18 protein-coding genes are annotated in these 19,441 nt (G+C 67.2%); 16 read left to right on the top strand and 2 right to left on the bottom strand.

Features of this window, described 5'->3' with window-relative positions:
* Positions 1-211 precede the first annotated feature (211 nt).
* Together lpdA and FB459_RS12685 are read right to left on the bottom strand one after the other, a co-directional pair.
* Entirely contained in the window at positions 212-1,612 is a 1,401-nt protein-coding gene (gene lpdA / locus FB459_RS12690; protein WP_141928766.1) for a dihydrolipoyl dehydrogenase, read from the bottom strand.
* 43 nt (positions 1,613-1,655) lie between these two features.
* Positions 1,656-1,994, bottom strand: coding sequence for a DUF952 domain-containing protein (locus FB459_RS12685; RefSeq protein ID WP_141928765.1), 339 nt, complete (start codon positions 1,992-1,994; stop codon positions 1,656-1,658).
* Positions 1,995-2,081: 87 nt separating this feature from the next.
* Between FB459_RS12685 and FB459_RS12680 the strand changes: the two genes are divergently transcribed.
* From FB459_RS12680 to FB459_RS12605, 16 genes are all read left to right on the top strand, one after another.
* Entirely contained in the window at positions 2,082-3,971 is a 1,890-nt protein-coding gene (locus tag FB459_RS12680; protein WP_141928764.1) for a serine/threonine-protein kinase, read from the top strand.
* A gap of 65 nt (positions 3,972-4,036) precedes the next feature.
* Positions 4,037-5,227 carry an MFS transporter gene (locus FB459_RS12675; protein WP_141928763.1) on the top strand — a complete coding sequence of 397 codons (1,191 nt, stop codon included), beginning with the start codon at positions 4,037-4,039 and terminating at the stop codon, positions 5,225-5,227.
* 337 nt (positions 5,228-5,564) lie between these two features.
* Complete coding sequence (gene infC / locus FB459_RS12670) at positions 5,565-6,164, top strand: translation initiation factor IF-3 (protein WP_239701712.1); 600 nt, start codon at positions 5,565-5,567, stop codon at positions 6,162-6,164.
* A gap of 88 nt (positions 6,165-6,252) precedes the next feature.
* The gene (gene rpmI, locus FB459_RS12665) at positions 6,253-6,447 is read left to right on the top strand and encodes a 50S ribosomal protein L35 (RefSeq protein ID WP_129626730.1); all 195 of its coding nucleotides are present in this window, start codon (positions 6,253-6,255) and stop codon (positions 6,445-6,447) included.
* A gap of 73 nt (positions 6,448-6,520) precedes the next feature.
* Positions 6,521-6,913 carry a 50S ribosomal protein L20 gene (rplT, locus tag FB459_RS12660; RefSeq protein WP_129626732.1) on the top strand — a complete coding sequence of 131 codons (393 nt, stop codon included), beginning with the start codon at positions 6,521-6,523 and terminating at the stop codon, positions 6,911-6,913.
* A 26-nt stretch (positions 6,914-6,939) separates the two neighbouring features.
* Positions 6,940-7,737, top strand: coding sequence for a TrmH family RNA methyltransferase (locus FB459_RS12655; protein WP_141928762.1), 798 nt, complete (start codon positions 6,940-6,942; stop codon positions 7,735-7,737).
* Positions 7,738-7,823: 86 nt separating this feature from the next.
* Positions 7,824-8,918: a phenylalanine--tRNA ligase subunit alpha gene (pheS, locus tag FB459_RS12650; RefSeq protein ID WP_141928761.1), complete on the top strand. Its 1,095-nt coding sequence runs from the start codon at positions 7,824-7,826 to the stop codon at positions 8,916-8,918.
* On the top strand, positions 8,918-11,437 hold the full coding sequence (pheT, locus tag FB459_RS12645; RefSeq protein WP_141928760.1) for a phenylalanine--tRNA ligase subunit beta: 2,520 nt from the start codon (positions 8,918-8,920) through the stop codon (positions 11,435-11,437). Before pheS ends, pheT begins: the two co-directional genes overlap by 1 nt.
* Positions 11,438-11,504: 67 nt before the next feature.
* Positions 11,505-12,545: an N-acetyl-gamma-glutamyl-phosphate reductase gene (argC, locus tag FB459_RS12640; RefSeq protein WP_141928759.1), complete on the top strand. Its 1,041-nt coding sequence runs from the start codon at positions 11,505-11,507 to the stop codon at positions 12,543-12,545.
* Entirely contained in the window at positions 12,542-13,693 is a 1,152-nt protein-coding gene (gene argJ / locus FB459_RS12635; RefSeq protein ID WP_141928758.1) for a bifunctional glutamate N-acetyltransferase/amino-acid acetyltransferase ArgJ, read from the top strand. Before argC ends, argJ begins: the two co-directional genes overlap by 4 nt.
* Before the next feature lie 100 nt (positions 13,694-13,793).
* Complete coding sequence (argB, locus tag FB459_RS12630) at positions 13,794-14,702, top strand: acetylglutamate kinase (protein WP_141928757.1); 909 nt, start codon at positions 13,794-13,796, stop codon at positions 14,700-14,702.
* Positions 14,699-15,901, top strand: a complete 1,203-nt coding sequence (locus FB459_RS12625; RefSeq protein ID WP_141928756.1) for an acetylornithine transaminase — start codon at positions 14,699-14,701, stop codon at positions 15,899-15,901. Before argB ends, FB459_RS12625 begins: the two co-directional genes overlap by 4 nt.
* A complete protein-coding gene (gene argF / locus FB459_RS12620; RefSeq protein WP_141928755.1) occupies positions 15,898-16,833 on the top strand; it encodes an ornithine carbamoyltransferase in 936 nt (311 codons plus the stop codon). Before FB459_RS12625 ends, argF begins: the two co-directional genes overlap by 4 nt.
* Complete coding sequence (gene argR / locus FB459_RS12615) at positions 16,830-17,321, top strand: arginine repressor (protein ID WP_129626751.1); 492 nt, start codon at positions 16,830-16,832, stop codon at positions 17,319-17,321. The genes argF and argR overlap by 4 nt, the downstream gene beginning before the upstream one ends.
* Entirely contained in the window at positions 17,318-18,760 is a 1,443-nt protein-coding gene (gene argH, locus FB459_RS12610) for an argininosuccinate lyase (RefSeq protein ID WP_141928754.1), read from the top strand. Before argR ends, argH begins: the two co-directional genes overlap by 4 nt.
* A 73-nt stretch (positions 18,761-18,833) precedes the next feature.
* The gene (locus FB459_RS12605; protein ID WP_425472383.1) at positions 18,834-19,403 is read left to right on the top strand and encodes a DNA-3-methyladenine glycosylase; all 570 of its coding nucleotides are present in this window, start codon (positions 18,834-18,836) and stop codon (positions 19,401-19,403) included.
* The last annotated feature ends 38 nt before the right edge of the window (positions 19,404-19,441 follow it).

Below are 19,441 nucleotides of genomic sequence, written 5' to 3'. Positions count from 1 at the left end.
GGTGGCACCTGGGTGACCAAAGCGCAAGGCTCACCTTGCGGGACGCATCGACCCCCTGGCAGAAACGATGCCTCGTCGAAGGACTGGCTCGGTGTGCCGCGGTGGTGGCACCTGGGTGACCACAGCGCAGGGCTCACGCGGCGGGACGCATCGACCCCCTGGCAGAAACGAAGTGCCTGCCAGGGGGTCGAAGTGCGAAGGAGCCGCAAAACTAGAAATTGATCATGTGGCCTTCGATGCCGTGGAAGGCCTCCTTGAGCGCCTCACCCAGGGTCGGGTGGGCGAACACGACGCGCGACATCTCGGCGGCGGTGAGGTCCCAAGTGGTGGCAGTGACGGCGGCCGGGAGCAACTCGGTGACGTCCGGGCCGATCATGTGGACGCCGAGGATCTCGTTGTGCTCGGCGTCGGCGACGACCTTGACGAAGCCGACCGGTTCGCCGAGGCCCATAGCCTTGCCGTTCGCGGTGAACGGGAACTTCGCGGTCTTGACCTCGTGGCCGGCGTCCTTGGCCTGTGCCTCGGACAGGCCCATGGAACCGATCTGCGGCATGCAGTAGGTCGCGCGGGGGATGTTCTGGAAGTCGATTGTCTGGGTGTCGGCGCCGGCGATGGTTTCCGCCGCGACGATGCCCATGGCCTCGGCGACGTGGGCGAGCATCAGCTTGCCGGTGACGTCACCGATGGCGTAGACGCCGTCGACGTTGGTGCGGCCGTAGTCGTCCACCTTGATGGCGCCGCGGTCGGTGGTCTCGACACCGATGGCGTCCAGGCCGTACCCCTCAAGGCGCGGCGCGAACCCGATGGCGGACAGCAGGCGGTCTGCCTCCAGCACCTTCTCGGCTCCACCCTTGGCGGGGGAGACGGTCACCTTGACGCCGGAGCCGGTGTCCTCGACCGACTCGACCTTGGTACCGGTCAGCACCTTGACGCCCAGCTTCTTGTAGTGCTTGGCGAGTTCCTTGGAGATCTCTTCGTCCTCGGTCGGCACCATGCGGTCGAGGAACTCCACGATCGTGACATCGACACCGAAGTTGGCCATGACGTAAGCGAATTCGACGCCGATGGCACCCGAGCCGGCGATGATGATCGACTTCGGCAGGTTCGGGTCGAGGATCTGCTCTTCGTAGGTGACGACGTTGTCGCTCACCTGCACTCCGGGCAGCATGCGGGTGGTCGCGCCGGTGGCGAGGATCAGGTTGTCGCAGGTGACCTCACGGGTCTCACCGTCGTTGCCCTCGACCGAGATCGTGTTCGGGCCGGTGAGGGTGCCCCAGCCGTCGATCTCGGTGATGTTGTTCTTCTTCATCAGGAAGTGGACACCCTTGACGATGCCCTCGGAAACCGCTCGGCTGCGCTTGTGTGTCGGGCCGTACTCCATGGAGGCGTCGCCGACGATGCCGAACTTCTCCTTCTCGTGGTTCAGCGTGTGCGCGAGTTCGGCGTTCTTGAGCAGGGCCTTGCTGGGGATACAGCCGACATTGAGGCAGACACCTCCCCAGTACTTCTTCTCGACCACGGCGGTCTTCAGACCGAGCTGGCTGGCGCGGATGGCGGCGACGTACCCACCGGGGCCGGCGCCAAGGACAACGACGTCAAAGTGATCTGCCACGAGCACGAGAGTACGCCGCCCGTTCGTCTGCGTGGGCGCGGAGTCATACCTGCAAGTACGGGAGCAGTTCTACGGCGGTCACGCACTCGATCGGCAGGGGGCCGTACAGGTGGGGGAACTGCTCGCCGGTCTCCGGATTGCCGACCTCCACGACGATCTCGAGGTCCGCGGCGTCGACGTGGAGCAGCAGCAGATCCCCCACGTCGGCGTAGAACCGTTGCCTAGTGGCCGGCCACTGATGCTGGAACGAAAGGTGGATGAAGCCCTGCACTTCGAGGGTGACACCACGGGTCGAGACGCGGTACTCACCCTGTTCCTGCGCCAGGATCCAGTCTGCAGGGAGGGCGAGGTGGAACAGTTCGGTGGTCGGCTCGGATTTCATGGTCGAGATTGAAGCAGTGGGAGCGCGAAGGACTCACCGGGCCGAGAGTTGCTGGTCTGGCCGCACGCTGCAGGGCAGGATATCCCCGTGGAGAGAGATCTTGCACCTGGCACCGTGATCGGGGGAGTGTCCATCATCGGCCTGGCCGGGCGCGGCGGCATGGGCTCGGTGTACCGGGCGCAGCACCTCGCGCTCGATCGGACCGTCGCGATCAAGGTGATGAACGCCGACGTCGCCGACGACCCCGAGTTCCTCGCCAGGTTTCGCCGCGAAGCGCGGCTGGCGGCCGCGTTGGATCACCCGCACGTCGTCCCGATCATGCATGCCGGGGAAGAAGGCGGTCGCGTCTACCTCACGATGAAGTTCGTCGACGGCACGGATCTGTCGAAGGTCATCCGGGAGGGAAGCGTCGAGCCTGCGGAGGCGGTGGAGATCGTCCATCAGGTCGCGGGAGCGCTGGACGCCGCCCACGCCCGCGGGCTCGTCCACCGGGACGTGAAGCCGGCCAACATCCTGGTGAGCGGAAGTCGAGGCAGACCGCACAGTTACCTGACCGACTTCGGCATCACCAAGGAGGTCAGTGACAACGGGCTGACCGCTGCCGGGATGACCATCGGCACCGTCGACTACATGTCGCCCGAGCAGATCAACGGGGATCCGGTCGACGGACGCAGCGACCAGTACGCCTTGGCGTGTGTGCTGTTCCAACTGCTCACCGGTCGGGTGCCGTTCGCAGCGGATCGACAGGTCGCCCGGATCTCGGGTCACTTGTACTCTCCGCCGCCCGACCTTCGAACGATCAGACCGCAGCTGCCGGGCGAACTGGCTCACGTCGTCGCCAAGGGCCTCGCCAAACAGCCGGATCAACGCTTCGGCTCGTGTACCGCGTTGGCCGAGGCTGCTCGAGCAGCTCTGGTGGACGGTGGATCAGTCCACTCGACGGTGCCGTTCGTCGGCGCAGATGCCACCCATGGACCCGGCGGTTCCACCATGATGTCTGCGCCGCGTCCCGGAGGGCCGTCGAGACGCGTGCTGCTCGGAGCCGGGGCGGGCGCCGCGGCACTGGCGGCCGGAGCCATCGGCTGGTATCTGATCCCGCGGGACGACGAGCCCGCTGGCACGGGCCCCTCGCCCGGAGTGGTCGGTGAGTTGAAGGCCGGTGCGATTTCGGTGGGCCCGAACCCAAGAGGGCTCGCCGGCGGCGACGGCGCGTTGTGGACCGCGAACTACGACGACGGCACGGTGAGTCGGATCGACCTCGCGAACCGGACGGTGCGCTCGATCAAGGTCAACGGTGGCCCGGGCAGCCTGCACTTCGGCCAGGGCAAGACGTGGGTGTGGAACTACTCCAGTTCGTTCACGCCGGTCGATGCCGCGACCGGGGAGGTCGGTGAGCTCATCCGCCTCGACCACGCGATCTCCAGGTCGGCCGCCGGAACCGACTTCCTCTGGTATGTCGTGCCGAGCCAGCAAGCCATCGGCAGGATCGACATGCGTAGCGGTGAGAACATCCCTGGTCTCATCAAGGTGGGTAGCCGTCCTGATGGAATCGCGGCCTCCGGTGGCAAGGTCTACGTCGTCTGTGTCGGCGATCGGGCGCTGGTAACGCTCGACGAGGCCACCGGGCAGCCTGCCGGGGAACGGGTGGACCTGCCCGCAGGCATCGTCGAGGTGGTGGCTGCTTTCGGGCGAGTGTTCGTCGGCGGTAACGGCCTGGCCCAGGTGCGCGGCTCGAAGGTGACCGCCGCCGACCTGGAGAACAACGTGCGCGGTAGCGCTGCCCTGGGCAACGACGGCGTGTGGATCCACGACGGCTCTGGGGGCACGATCACCAAGTACGACTTCGACCTGAATGCGCCGCTGGGTGCGTCCATCGCCGGAGTGCCGCCACGGCTGGTGGACTTCCTGGTCTTCTCCGGCTCCCTCTGGCTGCTGGACGGCGACAACTCGCAGGTGCATGAGATCCGCATCCTTTGAGGCGGTGATCGAACTCACCGGAAAACCGTTTGTGTTCGAACACTTCGAATTGGAAGAATGGCCGGATGTCCATCACCCCTTACCGCAGCGTGCTCGCCAACCAGGCGGCACGTCGTGTGCTGCTGCTCGGAATCCTGCTGCGGATCCCGATCTTCGGCACCGGGGTGTTGCTCATGCTGCACGTCGTCGAGCAACTGGGTCGTTCCTGGGGGGAAGCCGGCCTGGTGTCGGCCGTGGTCACCTTGGCCATCGCCGTCAGCGGCCCCTGGCGTGGACGCCTGCTCGACCGTCACGGTCTGCGCAAGGTCGTCCTCCCGTCGATCCTGATCAACGGATCCTGTTGGGCCGTAGCCCCTTTCGTCGGCTACTGGCCGCTGCTGATCCTTGCCGGTGTCGCCGGTCTCTTCGTCGTCCCGATCTTCTCCATCGCGCGCCAGAGCGTCATCGCTGCCGTGCCGATGCACGAACGGCGCACCGCGTTGTCGGTGGACGGCGTGGGCGTCGAACTTGCCTACATGTCCGGGCCGGCCGTCGCCGTGTGGGCGGGGAGCCAGTGGGGCACCGCACCGACCCTCTTCGTCCTGCAGATGCTCGGCGTCCTCGGCGGAATCGTGTTGTGGATCCTCGACCCGCGCCTGCGCGAGGAGACCGCCGGGGCCGGCGAGGTCATCGACGTCCCGCGATCGGCATGGTTCCGGCCGGCATTCATCGGCCTGTGCCTGGCCGCCGCCGCCTCGACGCTCGTCCTGGTCGGCAGTGAGGTCTCCGTCGTCGCCGGCCTGCGCGAGTGGGGGCAGTCCGGATCGCTCGGACTCGTGTTCGCCGGGTGGGGGATAGGTTCGATCGTCGGCGGTCTCGTCTACGGCGCACTGTCCCGCGGCCTCTCGCCGTACCTGCTGCTCAGCGGTCTGGCGCTGGTCACCCTGCCCATGGCGCTCGCAGACTCCGCGGTGACCGTCGCTGCTCTCGCGTTGCTGGCCGGGCTGCTGTGCGCGCCGACGATCACCGCGTCCGTCGAAGCAGTCAGCCGGGTCGTGCCCGCCGTGGCCCGCGGCGAGGCGATGGGTTGGCACGGATCATGCATGACCGCCGGATCGGCGATGGCGGCACCGCTCGCCGGTCTGGTCATCGACTCCCGGGGGCACCAGAGCGCGATCGTGCTGGTGTGCCTGGCCGGTCTGCTCATCGCCTGCGTGGGCGCGGCGTCCGTGCTCGTGGTCCGCCGTCGTCGCAGCCAAGTGGCTTTGGCCGCCTGACCGCCCGATCGAACGAGCGACGATTTCGGCGCCGCGGGCTTCACTGGTAGCCTTGTAGCACCGACTCATGCGTTTGCCGTATGAGTGTGCAAGAGAAGCGACGCTTCCACCCGAGTCGACAGGCATGTCGCCGGGTCCCGGTACCGGAGTGGACGGTTTCGATCGTCCCACCCGCGGCATTTCGCCGTGAGTATCGCTCCGTTGTCTGGCGTTGGCTCCTCGTGCACTTCGGTGACGAGGAGCCTTTCTTTGTCTCCGCACGGAGCATTGAACGTAGACACAAGGAGTAGACATCAGCGTCGAGCCACGAATCAATGACCGCATCCGGGTTCCGGAAGTGCGGCTGGTCGGCCCCAACGGTGAGCAGGTCGGAATCGTCCGAGTCGAGGACGCATTGCGACTGGCTGCCGAAGCAGACCTCGATCTCGTCGAGGTGGCCGCGGAAGCGAAGCCTCCCGTGGCCAAGCTCATGGATTACGGCAAGTTCAAGTACGAAGCTGCCCTGAAGGCGCGTGAGGCCCGCAAGAACCAGGTCAACACGGTCATCAAGGAGATCAAGCTCCGTCCGAAGATCGACCCGCACGACTACTCCACCAAGCTCGGTCACATCGAGCGCTTCCTCAAGGCCGGCGACAAGGTGAAGGTGACGATCTGGTTGCGCGGGCGTGAGCAGTCGCGTCCCGAGCTGGGCTTCCGCCTGCTGCAACGCGTCGCAGAGGACATCGGTGAACTCGGCTTCGTCGAGAGCTCGCCCAAGCAGGACGGCCGCAACATGATCATGGTGCTCGGCCCGACCCGCAAGAAGGCCGAGGCCCGCGCCGAGGGTCGTCGCCGTCGCGAGCAGGCTGCCGAGGAGAAAGCCGCCGGTGCGCCGTCGTCCGACTCGGGTGCTGCCGCCGCCGAGGCCACGCCTGAGACCGAAACGGCTGCTCAGTAACACGACCGAAAACTTCGAGTCCTGCGGGCCTCGATGCCAGACGACCGGTGCCCACGCGCCGGGACAGCGATATGAAGGAGATCGGCTCATGCCGAAGATGAAGACCCACAGTGGTGCCAAGAAGCGCTTCCGCGTGACGGGCTCCGGCAAGGTGATGCGCCAGCGCGCCCGCCACGTGCACAAGTTCCAGGAGCGCAGCAAGACGGCCACCCGTCGCCTCGTTCCGGACGTCGTCGTCGCCAAGTCCGACGAGAAGAAGATCAAGAAGCTTCTCGGTAAGTAATCAGCCCACTTTGCAGCACTGGTTCTGAGATCGACCAACATCTCGGGACCGCCCCAGAACGAAGGAGATTCACGTGGCACGCGTGAAGCGGGCAGTCAACGCCCAGAAGAAGCGCCGTACCGTCCTCGAGCAGGCCAGCGGTTACCGCGGCCAGCGCTCGCGCCTTTACCGCAAGGCGAAGGAGCAGGTCACCCACAGCATGGGTTACAGCTACCGGGACCGTCGCGCCAGGAAGGGCGACTTCCGTCGCCTCTGGATCCAGCGCATCAATGCCGGCGCGCGCGCCAACGGCATGACCTACAACCGGTTCATCCAGGGTCTGAAGAACGCCGAGATCGAGGTCGACCGTCGCATGCTGGCCGAGTTGGCCGTCAACGACGCCGCCGCCTTCGCCGCGCTGGTCGAGATCGCCAAGGCCAACGTCAGCACCGAGTCGAACACCGACTCGAAGGCAGACGTCGCCTGACGCAGCACAGCAACCGACGAACGCCGGTGGAGCCCGTCCTTTCGAACCCGCAGTCAGATCGGGTCAAGAAGGTCCGTGCGCTGCACCGGCGTTCGTCGCGTCAGCGGGCGGGGCTTTTCCTGGCCGAAGGGCCGCAAGCCGTCCGAGAACTGTTGCGCTTCCGCCCGGAGACCGCACAGACGGTCTATGCCGTGGCGGACGCCGACGCAGAGCTGGTCGAACTGGCCGCCGGCCGGGGCGTGCCGGTGCGTGAGGTGACGGACGCTGTGATGACGGCGATGTGCGAGGCCCAGCACCCGCAGGGCATCGCCGCCGTCGCACGACCGGTCGACGTCCCGCTGCAGGATGCACTGGCCGGCGACGGCTACGTCGTGGTGCTCACCAACGTCCGCGATCCCGGCAACGCCGGCACGGTGATCCGTGGCGCGGACGCCGCCGGTGCGCGATGTGTCCTGGTCAGCGACGCCAGTGTTGACATCTACAACCCGAAGGTCGTCCGCTCGACCGTCGGGTCCCTGTGGCACCTGCCGGTCAGCCTCGGTGGCTCGGTCGAGGAGATCTTCGCCGCGTGTCGGTCCGCCGGCCTGCGGCTGCTCGCCACCGATGGCATCGGCACGCAGCTCTTGCCTGACACTGACCTGGCCACCCCGCACGCCTGGGTCATGGGGAACGAGGCGTGGGGCCTCGAACCGGAGGTCCGCGACGCGTGCGACGAGGTCGTCCGGGTACCGATCTACGGCCATGCAGAGTCGCTGAATCTCGCGATGGCCGCCACTGTCTGCATGTACGCCAGCGCAGCCGCAGCCCACCCGAAATCCCGATGAACCGCTCGACACTGCGTCGATAGACTCGGCGCGGTGAACCGGACGCATCCACGCCCGGATCCGACGAAAACGTAGAGACGAGAGCGATGTCAGGCCCCAACACCCAGTACGACCCGGTGGAGGTCGCCGCACTCGACCCCGCTGCCATCGAGCAAGCCGTTCAGGGCGCGCTCGCCGCGATCACCGCTGCGTCGAACCTCGACGAACTCAAGACCGTCCGCACCGCCCACCAGGGCGACAAGTCGCCGTTGGCACTCGCCAACCGGGAGATCGGGGCGTTGCCGCCGACTGCGAAGGCCGAGGCCGGCAAGCGGGTCGGGCAGGCGCGTGGTCAGGTCGGCGCAGCGCTGAAGGAGCGCCAGAGCGAACTGGAGGCCGAGCGCGACGAACGCATCCTGGTGGAGGAGGCCGTCGACGTCACGATGATCTCCGGGCGCAACCCGCTGGGCCGTCGTCACCCCACCGAGCTCATGGGCGAGCGGATCGCCGACATCCTCGTCGGCATGGGTTGGGAGATCGCCGAAGGTCCCGAGGTCGAGGCCGAGTGGTTCGTCTTCGACGCCCTCAACTTCGACGCCGATCACCCGGCCCGGCAGATGCAGGACACCTTCTACATCGAGCCGGCGGACGCCGGCCTCGTGCTTCGCACGCACACCTCGCCGGTGCAGGCGCGCGCCATGCTCGAACGTGGAGCCCCGCTCTATATCGGTTGTCTCGGAAGGGTCTTCCGCACCGACGAGCTCGATGCGACGCACATGCCGGCCTTCCATCAGATCGAGGGACTGGCCGTCGACGAAGGCCTGACGATGGCCCACCTGAAGGGCACGCTCGACCGGATGGCCACCGAACTGTTCGGCGAGGGCATCGTGACGCGGCTGCGTCCGTCGTACTTCCCGTTCACCGAGCCGTCGGCCGAGATGGACCTGCGCTGCTTCGTCTGCCGAGGCGAGGATCCCGACTGCCGCGCCTGTTCCGGTACCGGCTGGATCGAGTGGGGCGGCTGCGGCATGGTCAACCAGAACGTGTTGCGCGCCTGCAACATCGACCCCGAGAAGTACTCCGGATTCGCCTTCGGCATGGGCGTCGATCGGGCGCTGATGTTCCGCACCGGCGCTGCCGACATGCGCGAAATGATCGAGGGCGACGTTCGCTTCAACAACCAGTTCGGAATGGAGATCTGATGCGGGTGCCGATCGATTGGCTGCGCGAGTACGTCGCAGTCCCGGCCGATGCACGCGGTGTCGACGTCGCGGCCGCCCTGGTGAAGGTCGGCCTGGAGGAGGAAGGCATCCACGGCGGTGACATCACCGGACCGCTTGTGGTCGGCCGGGTTATCTCCAAGGAGCCGGAGCAGCAGAAGAACGGCAAGACGATCAACTGGTGCCAGGTCGACGTCGGTGACGCGAACGGTTCGGGTGAGCCCCAGGGGATCGTCTGCGGCGCGCACAACTTCGACGCCGGTGACTGGGTCGTCTGCGTGCTGCCAGGAGCGGTGCTGCCGGGCGGGTTCGCCATCTCGGCGCGTAAGACCTACGGTCACGTGTCCGCCGGAATGATCTGTGCTGCAGACGAACTCGGCCTTCCGGACGACGGATCCGGCGGTATCATCCGTCTGACCGAGCGTGTCCCGGGCGTGGATTTCACAGCCGGCCAGGACGCGTTGCCGCTGCTCGGCCTCGACCGGGAGACCGTCGAGATCAACGTCACCCCCGACCGTGGCTACTGCTTCTGCATCCGCGGTGTGGCGCGTGAGTACTCGCACTCGACCGGTGCCGCCTACACCGACCCCGCGCCTGCGCTGGTCGACAAGGCGCCCGCCGCGAACGACTCCGGATTCGGGGTGCAGGTCCAGGACGACGCCCCGGTGGGCGGCAACATCGGGTGCACCCGGTACGTGGCCCGCGTCGTGCGCGGCATCGACCCGTCCGCAGCCACGCCCGAGTGGATGGCCACCCGCCTGACCGAGGCGGGTATGCGGCCGATCTCGCTCGCGGTCGACATCACCAACTACGTGATGCTTGCGCTCGGTCAGCCGTTGCATGCCTTCGACGTCGACACCCTGACCGGGCCGATCGTCGTGCGTCGTGCCCGCGCGGGCGAGAAGCTCAAGACCCTCGACGACGTCGAGCGCGATCTTTTCCCCGAGGACCTGCTGATCACGGACGCGGGGGAGAGGGCCCTGGCCATTGCCGGCGTCATGGGGGGCGAGGACTCCGAGGTCAGCGAGTCCACCCGCAACGTGCTCATCGAGGCGGCCCGCTTCGATCAGACCTCGATCGCCCGTTCGGCACGTCGACACAAGCTGGCCACCGAGGCATCAAAGCGTTTCGAACGTGGTGTCGACCCCGAAGTCGCTGTCGCCGCAGCGCAATTGGCAGTCGACCTGCTCATCGAGTTCGGCGGTGGTGCCGCCGATGAGGGCGTCACCGACGTTTACTCACCGTTGCGGCGACCGGTCATCGAACTGGACGCGGCACAGCCGGGCCGCCTTGTCGGCGTGCCCTACACGACCGAGCAGGTCGTGTCGGTGCTGGAGCAGATCGGGTGCGCCGTCGAGCGATCCGGCGATCACCTGCGCGTCACGCCGCCGACCTGGCGCCCCGATCTCGCGACCTGGCCCGACCTCGCCGAAGAGGTCGCCCGGATCGAGGGCTATGACGCCATCCCCTCGGTCGTCCCGGCGGCGCCCGGCGGTCGCGGGCTGACCCGTGCCCAGCAGGCACGACGGATCGCTGCGAACGTTCTGGCGGCGCGTGGATTCTGGGAGATCTGGAGTGCTCCGTTCGTCGCTGAGAAGTCGTTTGACCAGCTGGGGTACGCGGCCGACGACGTGCGTCGAGTCACCGTCCGCGTGGCCAATCCGCTGTCGGAGGAGGAGCCGCTCATTCGTACGGCAGTGTTGCCGAATGTGCTCGAATCCCTGCGCCGCAACGTTTCTCGCGGACAGCGAGACGTAGCGTTGTTCGAACACGGCCTGGTGATCGCCGGCGCCGCGGGCCAGGCGCAGACCTTCCCGGTCGGCACCTACCCGGGTCCGGATGCCGTTCGCGCGATCGAGGACGCCGTGCCCGACCAGCCGCGGCACCTTGCCTGGGCCATGGCAGGTGAAACCGATCGCGGCGGTTGGTGGGGGCAGGGACGGGTGGCCGACTGGTCCGACGCGATCGCGGCCGCCCTCGCCGTCGGTGATGCCCTTGCCGTTCCGATCCAGGTGCGCACCGCAGCAGTTGCCCCGTTCCACCCGGGACGGTGCGCAGAACTCGTTCTGGCGGACGGCACGGTCATCGGCGCGGCGGGGGAGTTGCACCCGAAGGTGGTGACCTCCTTTGGACTGACCGGTCGTCCGGTCGCGGGTGAACTCGATCTGGACGCACTGATCGCGGCGTCCTCGACACCGCAGGCGGTCGGGCTGTCCAACTTCCCGATCGTGCAGAGCGACATCGCGCTCACCGTGGACTCCTGCGTGCGGGCCGGAGAGGTCCTGCAAACGCTGCGCTCCGCGGCATGCGACGACCTCGAGCAGATCCAGTTGTTCGACAGTTACGAGGGTGATCAGGTCGGCGAGGGCAAGAAGTCCTTGGCTTTCCGGATGACCTTCCGGGCCGACCGGACCCTGAAGACCGAAGAGGTCAACAGCATGCGCGACGGCGCCGTGAGTGCGGCGAGCACGAAGCACGGGGCGGTTCTGCGCGGAGCATGACGAAGGCCACGCGATGGCAGCAATACACCGCTATGCATGAATATGCATGGCGGTGTATTGTTTCCGAATGGTCAAGGTTGCTGTCGCCGGAGCGAGCGGTTATGCCGGGGGAGAGATCGTCCGGTTGCTCGTCGCCCATCCGGGCGTCGAGATCGGTGCCCTGTGCGCCGGCAGTCAGGCGGGGCAGCGGGTGGGTTCTGTGCACCCGCACCTCGCGCCGGTGGCCGATCGAACCTTCGACGAGACGTCCGCGGACTTCCTCGCCGGCCACGAGGTCGTCTTCCTCGCCCTCCCGCACGGGCAGAGCGCCGCGCTCGCCGGCTCGTTGCCCGACGACGTGGTGGTCATCGACTGCGGTGCCGACTTCCGGTTGGTCGATCAGGTGGCGTGGAACTCGTTCTACGACACCGATTTCGCCGGCACCTGGCCGTACGGGATGCCTGAGCTTGTTACCGCTGACGGTAAGCAGCGCGGCGCTCTCGAAGGAGCCCGACGCGTCGCCGTCCCCGGGTGCTATCCCACCGCAGTCAGCCTGGCGCTGGCGCCGGCCTTCGCCGCCGGTCTCGTCGAGTTCGACGATGTGGTGATCGTCGCCGCATCGGGCACGTCCGGTGCGGGGAAGAGCCTGAAGCCGCACTTGCTGGGTGCGGAGACGATGGGATCGATGAGCCCGTACGGGGTGGGCGGCGGGCATCGTCACACCCCCGAGATCGAGCAGAACCTCGCACGCGCCGCAGGCGCCAAGGTCTCGGTGTCGTTCACACCGACCCTGGCGCCCATGCCGCGCGGGATCCTCGCGACATGTACGGCCCGTCTCAAGGACGACGTGACCGAGGGCGACGTTCGGGCAGCGTACGAGAACGCCTACGGCACAGAGCAGTTCGTCCAGCTATTGCCCGAGGGTGTCTGGCCGTCCACCGGTGCGGTGCTCGGATCGAACAACGTCCAGTTGCAGTTCGCGGTCGATCGGCATGCGGGCCGACTCGTCGTGACCAGCGCGGTCGACAACCTCACCAAAGGCACCGCCGGAGCTGCCGTGCAGTGCATGAACCTTGCGCTCGGTCTCGATGAGTGCACCGGACTTCCGACCGTAGGAGTGGCGCCTTGACCGTGACAGCACCCAAGGGTTTCCGGGCTTCCGGAGTCACTGCCGGCCTCAAGACCAGTGGCAACCCCGACTTGGCTCTCGTCGTCAACGACGGTCCCGACCACTACGCAGCGGCGGTGTTCACCAGCAACCGCGTGGAGGCTGCGCCGGTCACCTGGTCGCGGATCGTGGTCGGTGACGGTCGAGTCGACGCCGTCGTCCTGAACTCGGGGGGCGCGAACGCGTGCACCGGGCCGCAGGGCTTCGCCGACACGCACCGCACTGCGGAACTGGTGGCGGATGCACTCGGGATCGCATCGGGTGATCTCGCAGTCTGCTCGACAGGTCTGATCGGTGAACTTCTGCCGGTGGACAAGATCGAAAGCGCTGTGCCGCAACTGGTTTCGGCGGTGACGCCGGACGGTGGTGAGGACGCTGCGCGCGCGATCATGACCACCGACACCGTGCCCAAACAGGCTGTGGTGCAGCGTGCCAGCTGGTCCGTGGGCGGCATGGCCAAAGGTGCAGGGATGCTGGCGCCGGCACTCGCCACGATGCTCGTCGTGGTGACAACTGACGCGGTCGTCGATCAGTCCGAACTCGACGGCGTGCTCCGTACCGCGACGGCGACGACCTTCGACCGCATCGACTCCGATGGTTGCCAGTCGACCAACGACACAGTCCTCCTCCTGGCTTCGGGCGCGTCGGGGGTCCGCCCGAGCCAGGAGGACCTCATCGCCGCCGTCACCGAGGTGTGCGGCTCGCTGGCCCGACAGCTCATCGCTGACGCCGAGGGTGCCCATCATGAGGTCGCCATCGAAGTTCGCACTGCCGCAAGCGAATCCGACGCATTGACCGTCGCCAGGGCGATCGCACGGAACAACCTGTTCAAGTGTGCGATCTTCGGCAACGACCCCAACTGGGGCCGCATCGTCGCGGCGGTCGGCACGACGGACGCGGTCTTCGAGCCGCAGCGGCTCGACGTCAACGTCAACGGCGTCCAGGTCTGCCGCGGCTGCGGTGTCGGGGACGACCGATCGCTGGTCGACCTTTCCGAGCGTGAAGTTCACGTCGTCGTCGACCTGCACGCCGGCGACGCGTCCGCCACGGTCTGGACCAACGACCTGACCCACGACTACGTGCACGAGAACTCGGCCTACTCCACATGATCACCTCACGAAGTCCACGCTCCGGAAGCTGGGCTCGGTACTTCGCGGGGACCCTGATCAGGATCGCAATGACAGCTGTCGCCAGAACGCAGGTGCTTGCATGACACTCCGTGATTCCGTCTCCCTCGCCGCCGCCGCGGACAAGGCGGCCACGCTCGTCGAAGCGTTGCCCTGGCTCGAGCAGTTCCGGGGTGCTCTCGTCGTCATCAAGTACGGCGGCAACGCGATGACCGACGACACCCTCAAGGCAGCTTTCGCGCAGGACGTCGCCTTCTTGAAGTACGCCGGTCTGCGTCCCGTCGTGGTGCATGGCGGAGGCCCGCAGATCCAGGCCATGCTCACCCGCCTCGGCCTCGAGAGTGAGTTCAAGGGCGGTCTACGGGTCACCACACCCGAGGTGATGGACGTCGTCCGCATGGTGCTCACCGGGCAGGTCTCGCGCGAACTCGTCGGCCTCATCAACAACCACGGCGCACTGGCAGTGGGTTTGTCGGGGGAGGACGCCTCACTCTTCGGTGCTCGTAAGCGCGGTGCTGTGGTCGACGGCGAGACGGTCGACATCGGCCTGGTCGGTGACGTCGAGACGGTGAATCCCGCTGCGGTACAGGACCTTCTGGACGCAGGACGTATTCCTGTCGTCTCCTCGATCGCGCCCGATCTGGACGTCGAAGGACAAGTTCTCAACGTCAACGCCGACACCGCTGCGGCGGCGCTGGCAACCGCGCTCGGTGCTCGCAAGCTCGTCGTGCTGACCGACGTCGAGGGCATCTACGCCGGCTGGCCCGACCGTGAGAGCCTGCTCAGCACGCTGCCCGTCGACGACGCGCGGGAGTTGCTCACCCGCGTCGACAGCGGCATGGTGCCCAAGCTCGAGGCCTGCATCCGGGCCATCGACGGGGGAGTGCCGCAGGCGCACGTGATCGACGGTCGGCGACCGCACTCGGTGTTGCTCGAGATCTTCACCAACGCCGGAATCGGCACCATGCTGCTTGCGAAGGAGAACGCATGACCGACAACACGGCCGCAAATCAGCAGACCGCTCTTGCGCAGTACGGCGAGGAGCTCCTCCCGGTCTTCGGCGCCCCCTCGCTGGTCATCGATCGCGGCGACGGATGCTACGTCTGGGATCTGGACGGCAAGCGCTACCTGGACCTGCTGGGTGGGATCGCCGTCAACGCCGTCGGTCACAACCACCCTGACCTGGTTGCCGCCGTCTCCAAACAGGCCGGCGAGATGCTGCACGTCTCCAACTTCTTCACCAGCCGTGCCCAGGTCGCCCTGGCGCACGAACTTCTTCGGATCAGCCGGGTGCCGGAAGGATCGCGGGTGTTCTTCGCCAACTCCGGTGCGGAGGCGAACGAAGCCGCGATCAAGCTGAGCCGCCGCACCGGCCGGTCGAAGATCGTCGCGTGCGAGGGCGCTTTCCACGGGCGCACCACCGGCGCACTGGCTCTCACGCACAAAGCGGCCTATCGAGAGCCGTTCGAACCCCTGCTGCCGGACGTCGTCCACGTCCCGTTCGGCGACGCGGACGCGTTGCGTTCCGCGGTCGACGACCGGACGGCGGCAGTCTTCCTCGAGCCCATCCAGGGCGAGGCGGGGGTGCGTGTCGCCGACGACGAGTACCTCCGGGCGGCACGTGAGATCACCTCTGCCGCAGGCGCTTTGCTGATCGTCGACGAGATCCAGACCGGTGTCGGACGAACCGGTGACTGGCTTGCGCATCAAAGGTCGAGCATCGTCCCGGACGCCGTGACCTTCGCCAAGGGTCTCGGCGGTGGCGTCCCGATCGGTGCGATGGTCACGTTCGGTGCCGAGGTCTCGGCCCTGCTCCAACCCGGCCAACACGGCACCACCTTCGGCGGAAACCCACTGGCCTGCGCCGCTGGACTGGCGGTCATCGATGTCATCGAGCGGGACGATCTGCTGGACAACGCCCGCACGCTCGGCGAGTGGTTCGCGGCCGCTGTCGACGATCTGGATGACGAGCGCGTCGCCGGCGTCCGCGGGCGCGGACTGCTGCTCGCCGTGGAGTTACGCGATGAGTTGTCCGCCGACGTCGTGACGGCCGCCCGGAACGCAGGCTTCATCGTGAACGCCGTTGCGCCGAACGCGATTCGTCTTGCTCCGCCGCTGATCATTGCCCAGGAGCAGTTGCAGACCTTCGTCGACGCCCTGCCCACCCTCATCACGGAGGCCACCTCATGACGCGTCACTTCCTGCGTGACGACGACCTCACCCCGGCCGAACAGGCGCGGGTGCTCGACCTCGCCGCGCAGATGAAGGCCGATCGCACCGCCCGGCAACCGCTGGTCGGTCCGCAGGCAGTGGCGATCATCTTCGACAAGCCGACGTTGCGCACGCAGTTGTCCTTTAGTACCGGGGTCGCCGAACTCGGCGGCTTCCCGACGGTGGTCGACGGAAACCTGGCGCAGATCGGCACCCGGGAGTCGGTGGCGGACGTGGCACGCGTCCTTGGTCGCCAGGTGTCGCTCATCGTATGGCGCACCTTCGGTCAGGACCGGATCGAGGAGATGGCGCAGTTCGCGGGTGTGCCGGTGGTCAACGCTCTCACCGACGACTTCCACCCCTGCCAGATCCTCGCCGACCTGCTGACCATCAAGGAGCACAAGGCAGACCTCGCCGGCCTCACCATCACGTACGTCGGCGACGGCGCGAACAACATGGCGCATTCCTACCTCCTCGGCGGGTCACTCGCCGGCATGCACGTGCGGATCGGCACCCCGGGTTCGCACCGTCCGCAGCCGGCAGTCCTCGAGCGAGCGCAGGAGATTGCTGCGGACACCGGCGGTTCGGTTGCGGTGGGCGACGATCCGATCACCGCTGTCCGGGGGGCCGACGTCGTCATCACCGACACCTGGGTCTCGATGGGCAAAGAGACCGAGGCACAGACGCGCAAGGGCGTCGAGAGTCCCTTCGCGAGGTTCGCGCTCGACGAGACACTCCTCGGGCACGCTGCCGCGGACGCGATCGTGATGCACTGCCTGCCCGCCTACCGCGGTTTCGAGATCTCGGCCGACGTCATCGACGGGCCGCGCTCGGTGGTCTGGGATGAGGCCGAGAACCGCTTGCACGCCCAGAAGGCACTCATGGCCTTCCTGCTGGAGCAGTCGTCATGATCACCGGCACGCGTGCCTCACGGCACCGCGCCATTGCGGATGTGCTCGCTCGCGAGGAAGTCCAATCCCAGACACAACTGTCGGAAATCCTTGCCGCACAAGGATTTTCAGTGACCCAGGCGACGTTGTCCCGCGATCTCGACGACCTCGGAGCGGTCAAGCTCCGTAAGGGTGGACAACTGGTGTACGCCGTCGCCGCCGAGGGCGGCGACGGCACCGCGGTGGCCACCCTCGCCGAGCCGGAGGGTCGACTACGACGCATGTGCGCTGATCTCTTGGTGTCGGCCGATCAGTCCGAGAACCTCGTCGTTCTCAAGACGCCGCCGGGCGGCGCCAGTCTGCTCGCGTCGGCCATCGACCACGCGCGTCCACGGGACGTCGTCGGGACCATCGCCGGGGATGACACGATCATGGTGATCGCCGGAAACAAGCAAGCGGCCCCGCAGGTCCGCGACTACTTCATCCAACTCGCACAAGGGCAGGCATGACGAACGAAGTACCGAGCAACGACCGCGTGAGTCTGTGGGGAGGCCGGTTCGCCGGGGGGCCGGCCGACGCGCTCGCCGCACTGTCGAAGTCCACCCACTTCGACTGGCGACTGGCCGCCTACGACATCGCCGGGTCCAAGGCTCACGCGCGTGTGTTGCACTCGGCCGGACTGCTCGACGATGCGCAGCGCGACGGGATGATCGCCGCACTCGACCGGTTGCTCGATGACGTCCGCACCGGCGCTTTCGAACCCGCAGTCGACGACGAGGACGTCCACACCGCTCTCGAACGCGGGCTCATCGAGCGTGCCGGCGACGACCTCGGCGGACGCCTGCGTGCCGGCCGGAGCCGCAACGACCAGGTCGCCACCCTCTTCCGGATGTACCTGCGCGATCATGCCCGTGTCGTCAGCGCTCTCGTCCTCGACGTGGTGGACGCGCTCATCGGGCAGGCCGAACGACACCACGGTGTCGCCATGCCGGGTCGCACCCATCTGCAGCACGCGCAGCCGGTGCTGCTGTCGCACCACCTGCTCGCGCACGCCTGGGCATTGTTGCGGGATGTGCAGAGGTTCGCCGACTGGGACAAGCGCGCCGACGAATCGCCCTATGGTTCGGGCGCGCTCGCCGGCTCCAGCCTCGGCCTCGACCCACGTGCGGTGGCTGCCGACCTCGGGTTCAGCAGGGCGGCGATGAACTCCATCGACGCAACTGCGAGCCGTGACTTCGTCGCCGAGTTCGCCTTCGTGTCCGCGATGACCGCGGTGGACATCTCCCGGATCGCCGAGGAGGTCGTGCTCTGGGCGACCAAGGAGTTCTCGTTCATCACGCTGGACGACTCCTACTCGACCGGGTCGAGCATCATGCCGCAGAAGAAGAACCCCGATGTCGCCGAACTCGCGCGTGGCAAGGCCGGACGTCTGGTCGGCGATCTCACCGGTCTGATGACCACCTTGAAGGCACTCCCGCTCGCGTACAACCGCGACCTGCAGGAGGACAAGGAACCGGTGTTCGACGCGGTCGACACCCTGGAGGTGCTCCTTCCTGCATTCGCAGGCATGGTGGACACGATGGTGTTCGACACCGACCGGCTCGAAGCGCTCGCCCCGCAGGGCTTCGCGCTTGCGACCGACATCGCGGAATGGTTGGTGCGGGAAGGCACGCCCTTCCGGGTCGCGCACGAAATGGCGGGGGAGTGCGTCCGCGTCTGCGAGTCCCAGGACAAGGAACTGTGGGATCTCACGGACGACGAACTGACCGCGATCAATCCGGCGCTCACTCCCGCGGTGCGCGAGGTGCTGACCGTGCCCGGATCGCTCGGGTCGCGCAACTCCCAGGGTGGCACCGCTCCGGAGCGCGTCGAGGAGCAGCGCGAAGCATCCAAGATCGTTGCGGCACAGGCTCGTTCGTGGTCACAGCAGCGGGTCGTGAAGGCCTGACAGAGTGGTCCGCGACGCTCTCGAACCCTGCGGTGCCGGGCTGCGTCCCCGCGCCGACGCGCCGGTCACGCAGGTGGCGCACGACGTCCTCGGCTGCCTGATTTCGCACGCCGGAGTCACCGTCCGCATCACCGAGGCCGAGGCGTACGCCGGCAGTGACGACCCCGGTGCGCACACCTTTCGGGGTCGCACCGCGCGCAATGCGTCGATGTTCGGCCCGGTCGGGCACGCGTACGTGTACTTCACCTACGGGATGCACCACGCGCTGAACCTCGTGTGCGGACCGGAGGGCACCGGCCACGGGGTGCTGATCCGTGCGGGCGAGGTCGTGGACGGTGTCGATCTGGCTCGATCGCGACGTGGCGGGGTGTCGGATCGCGACCTGGCCCGGGGCCCCGGACGCCTGGCGCAGGCGCTCGCGCTCGACCGGACGCACGACGGAATGTCCATGGAGGGTTCCGCGCCGGACCTGCTGCTCGTCCCTGCAACGGTCCCGAAATGTACTTCGAGCGGGCCACGAGTGGGTGTCAGCGGACCGGGAGGCGACGGTGAGTTGTTCCCATGGCGCTTCTGGATCACCGAGGACCCGTACGTCTCCGCGTATCGGCCGGCGAAACCGCGTCGCAGGCCGGCCCGGCCGTAAGGCAGGCTTTGACCACGATCAACGACGCACGGAGCCTG

The sequence above is a fragment of the Yimella lutea genome, assembly GCF_006715095.1.
Taxonomy (GTDB): Bacteria; Actinomycetota; Actinomycetes; order Actinomycetales; family Dermatophilaceae; genus Yimella; species Yimella lutea.
Note: the sequence above shows the minus strand (reverse complement) of the source record. Positions and strands in the feature narration are given on the sequence as shown.

Coding starts and splice junctions, on each gene's coding strand:
- pheT (WP_141928760.1), top strand. CDS start 8,918: ATGCGGGTGCCGATCGATTGGCTGCGCGAGTACGTCGCAGTCCCGGCC.
- argH (WP_141928754.1), top strand. CDS start 17,318: ATGACGAACGAAGTACCGAGCAACGACCGCGTGAGTCTGTGGGGAGGC.
- FB459_RS12685 (WP_141928765.1), bottom strand. CDS start 1,994: ATGAAATCCGAGCCGACCACCGAACTGTTCCACCTCGCCCTCCCTGCA.
- pheS (WP_141928761.1), top strand. CDS start 7,824: ATGTCAGGCCCCAACACCCAGTACGACCCGGTGGAGGTCGCCGCACTC.
- argF (WP_141928755.1), top strand. CDS start 15,898: ATGACGCGTCACTTCCTGCGTGACGACGACCTCACCCCGGCCGAACAG.
- argB (WP_141928757.1), top strand. CDS start 13,794: ATGACACTCCGTGATTCCGTCTCCCTCGCCGCCGCCGCGGACAAGGCG.
- argR (WP_129626751.1), top strand. CDS start 16,830: ATGATCACCGGCACGCGTGCCTCACGGCACCGCGCCATTGCGGATGTG.
- FB459_RS12675 (WP_141928763.1), top strand. CDS start 4,037: ATGTCCATCACCCCTTACCGCAGCGTGCTCGCCAACCAGGCGGCACGT.
- argC (WP_141928759.1), top strand. CDS start 11,505: ATGGTCAAGGTTGCTGTCGCCGGAGCGAGCGGTTATGCCGGGGGAGAG.
- rpmI (WP_129626730.1), top strand. CDS start 6,253: ATGCCGAAGATGAAGACCCACAGTGGTGCCAAGAAGCGCTTCCGCGTG.
- FB459_RS12625 (WP_141928756.1), top strand. CDS start 14,699: ATGACCGACAACACGGCCGCAAATCAGCAGACCGCTCTTGCGCAGTAC.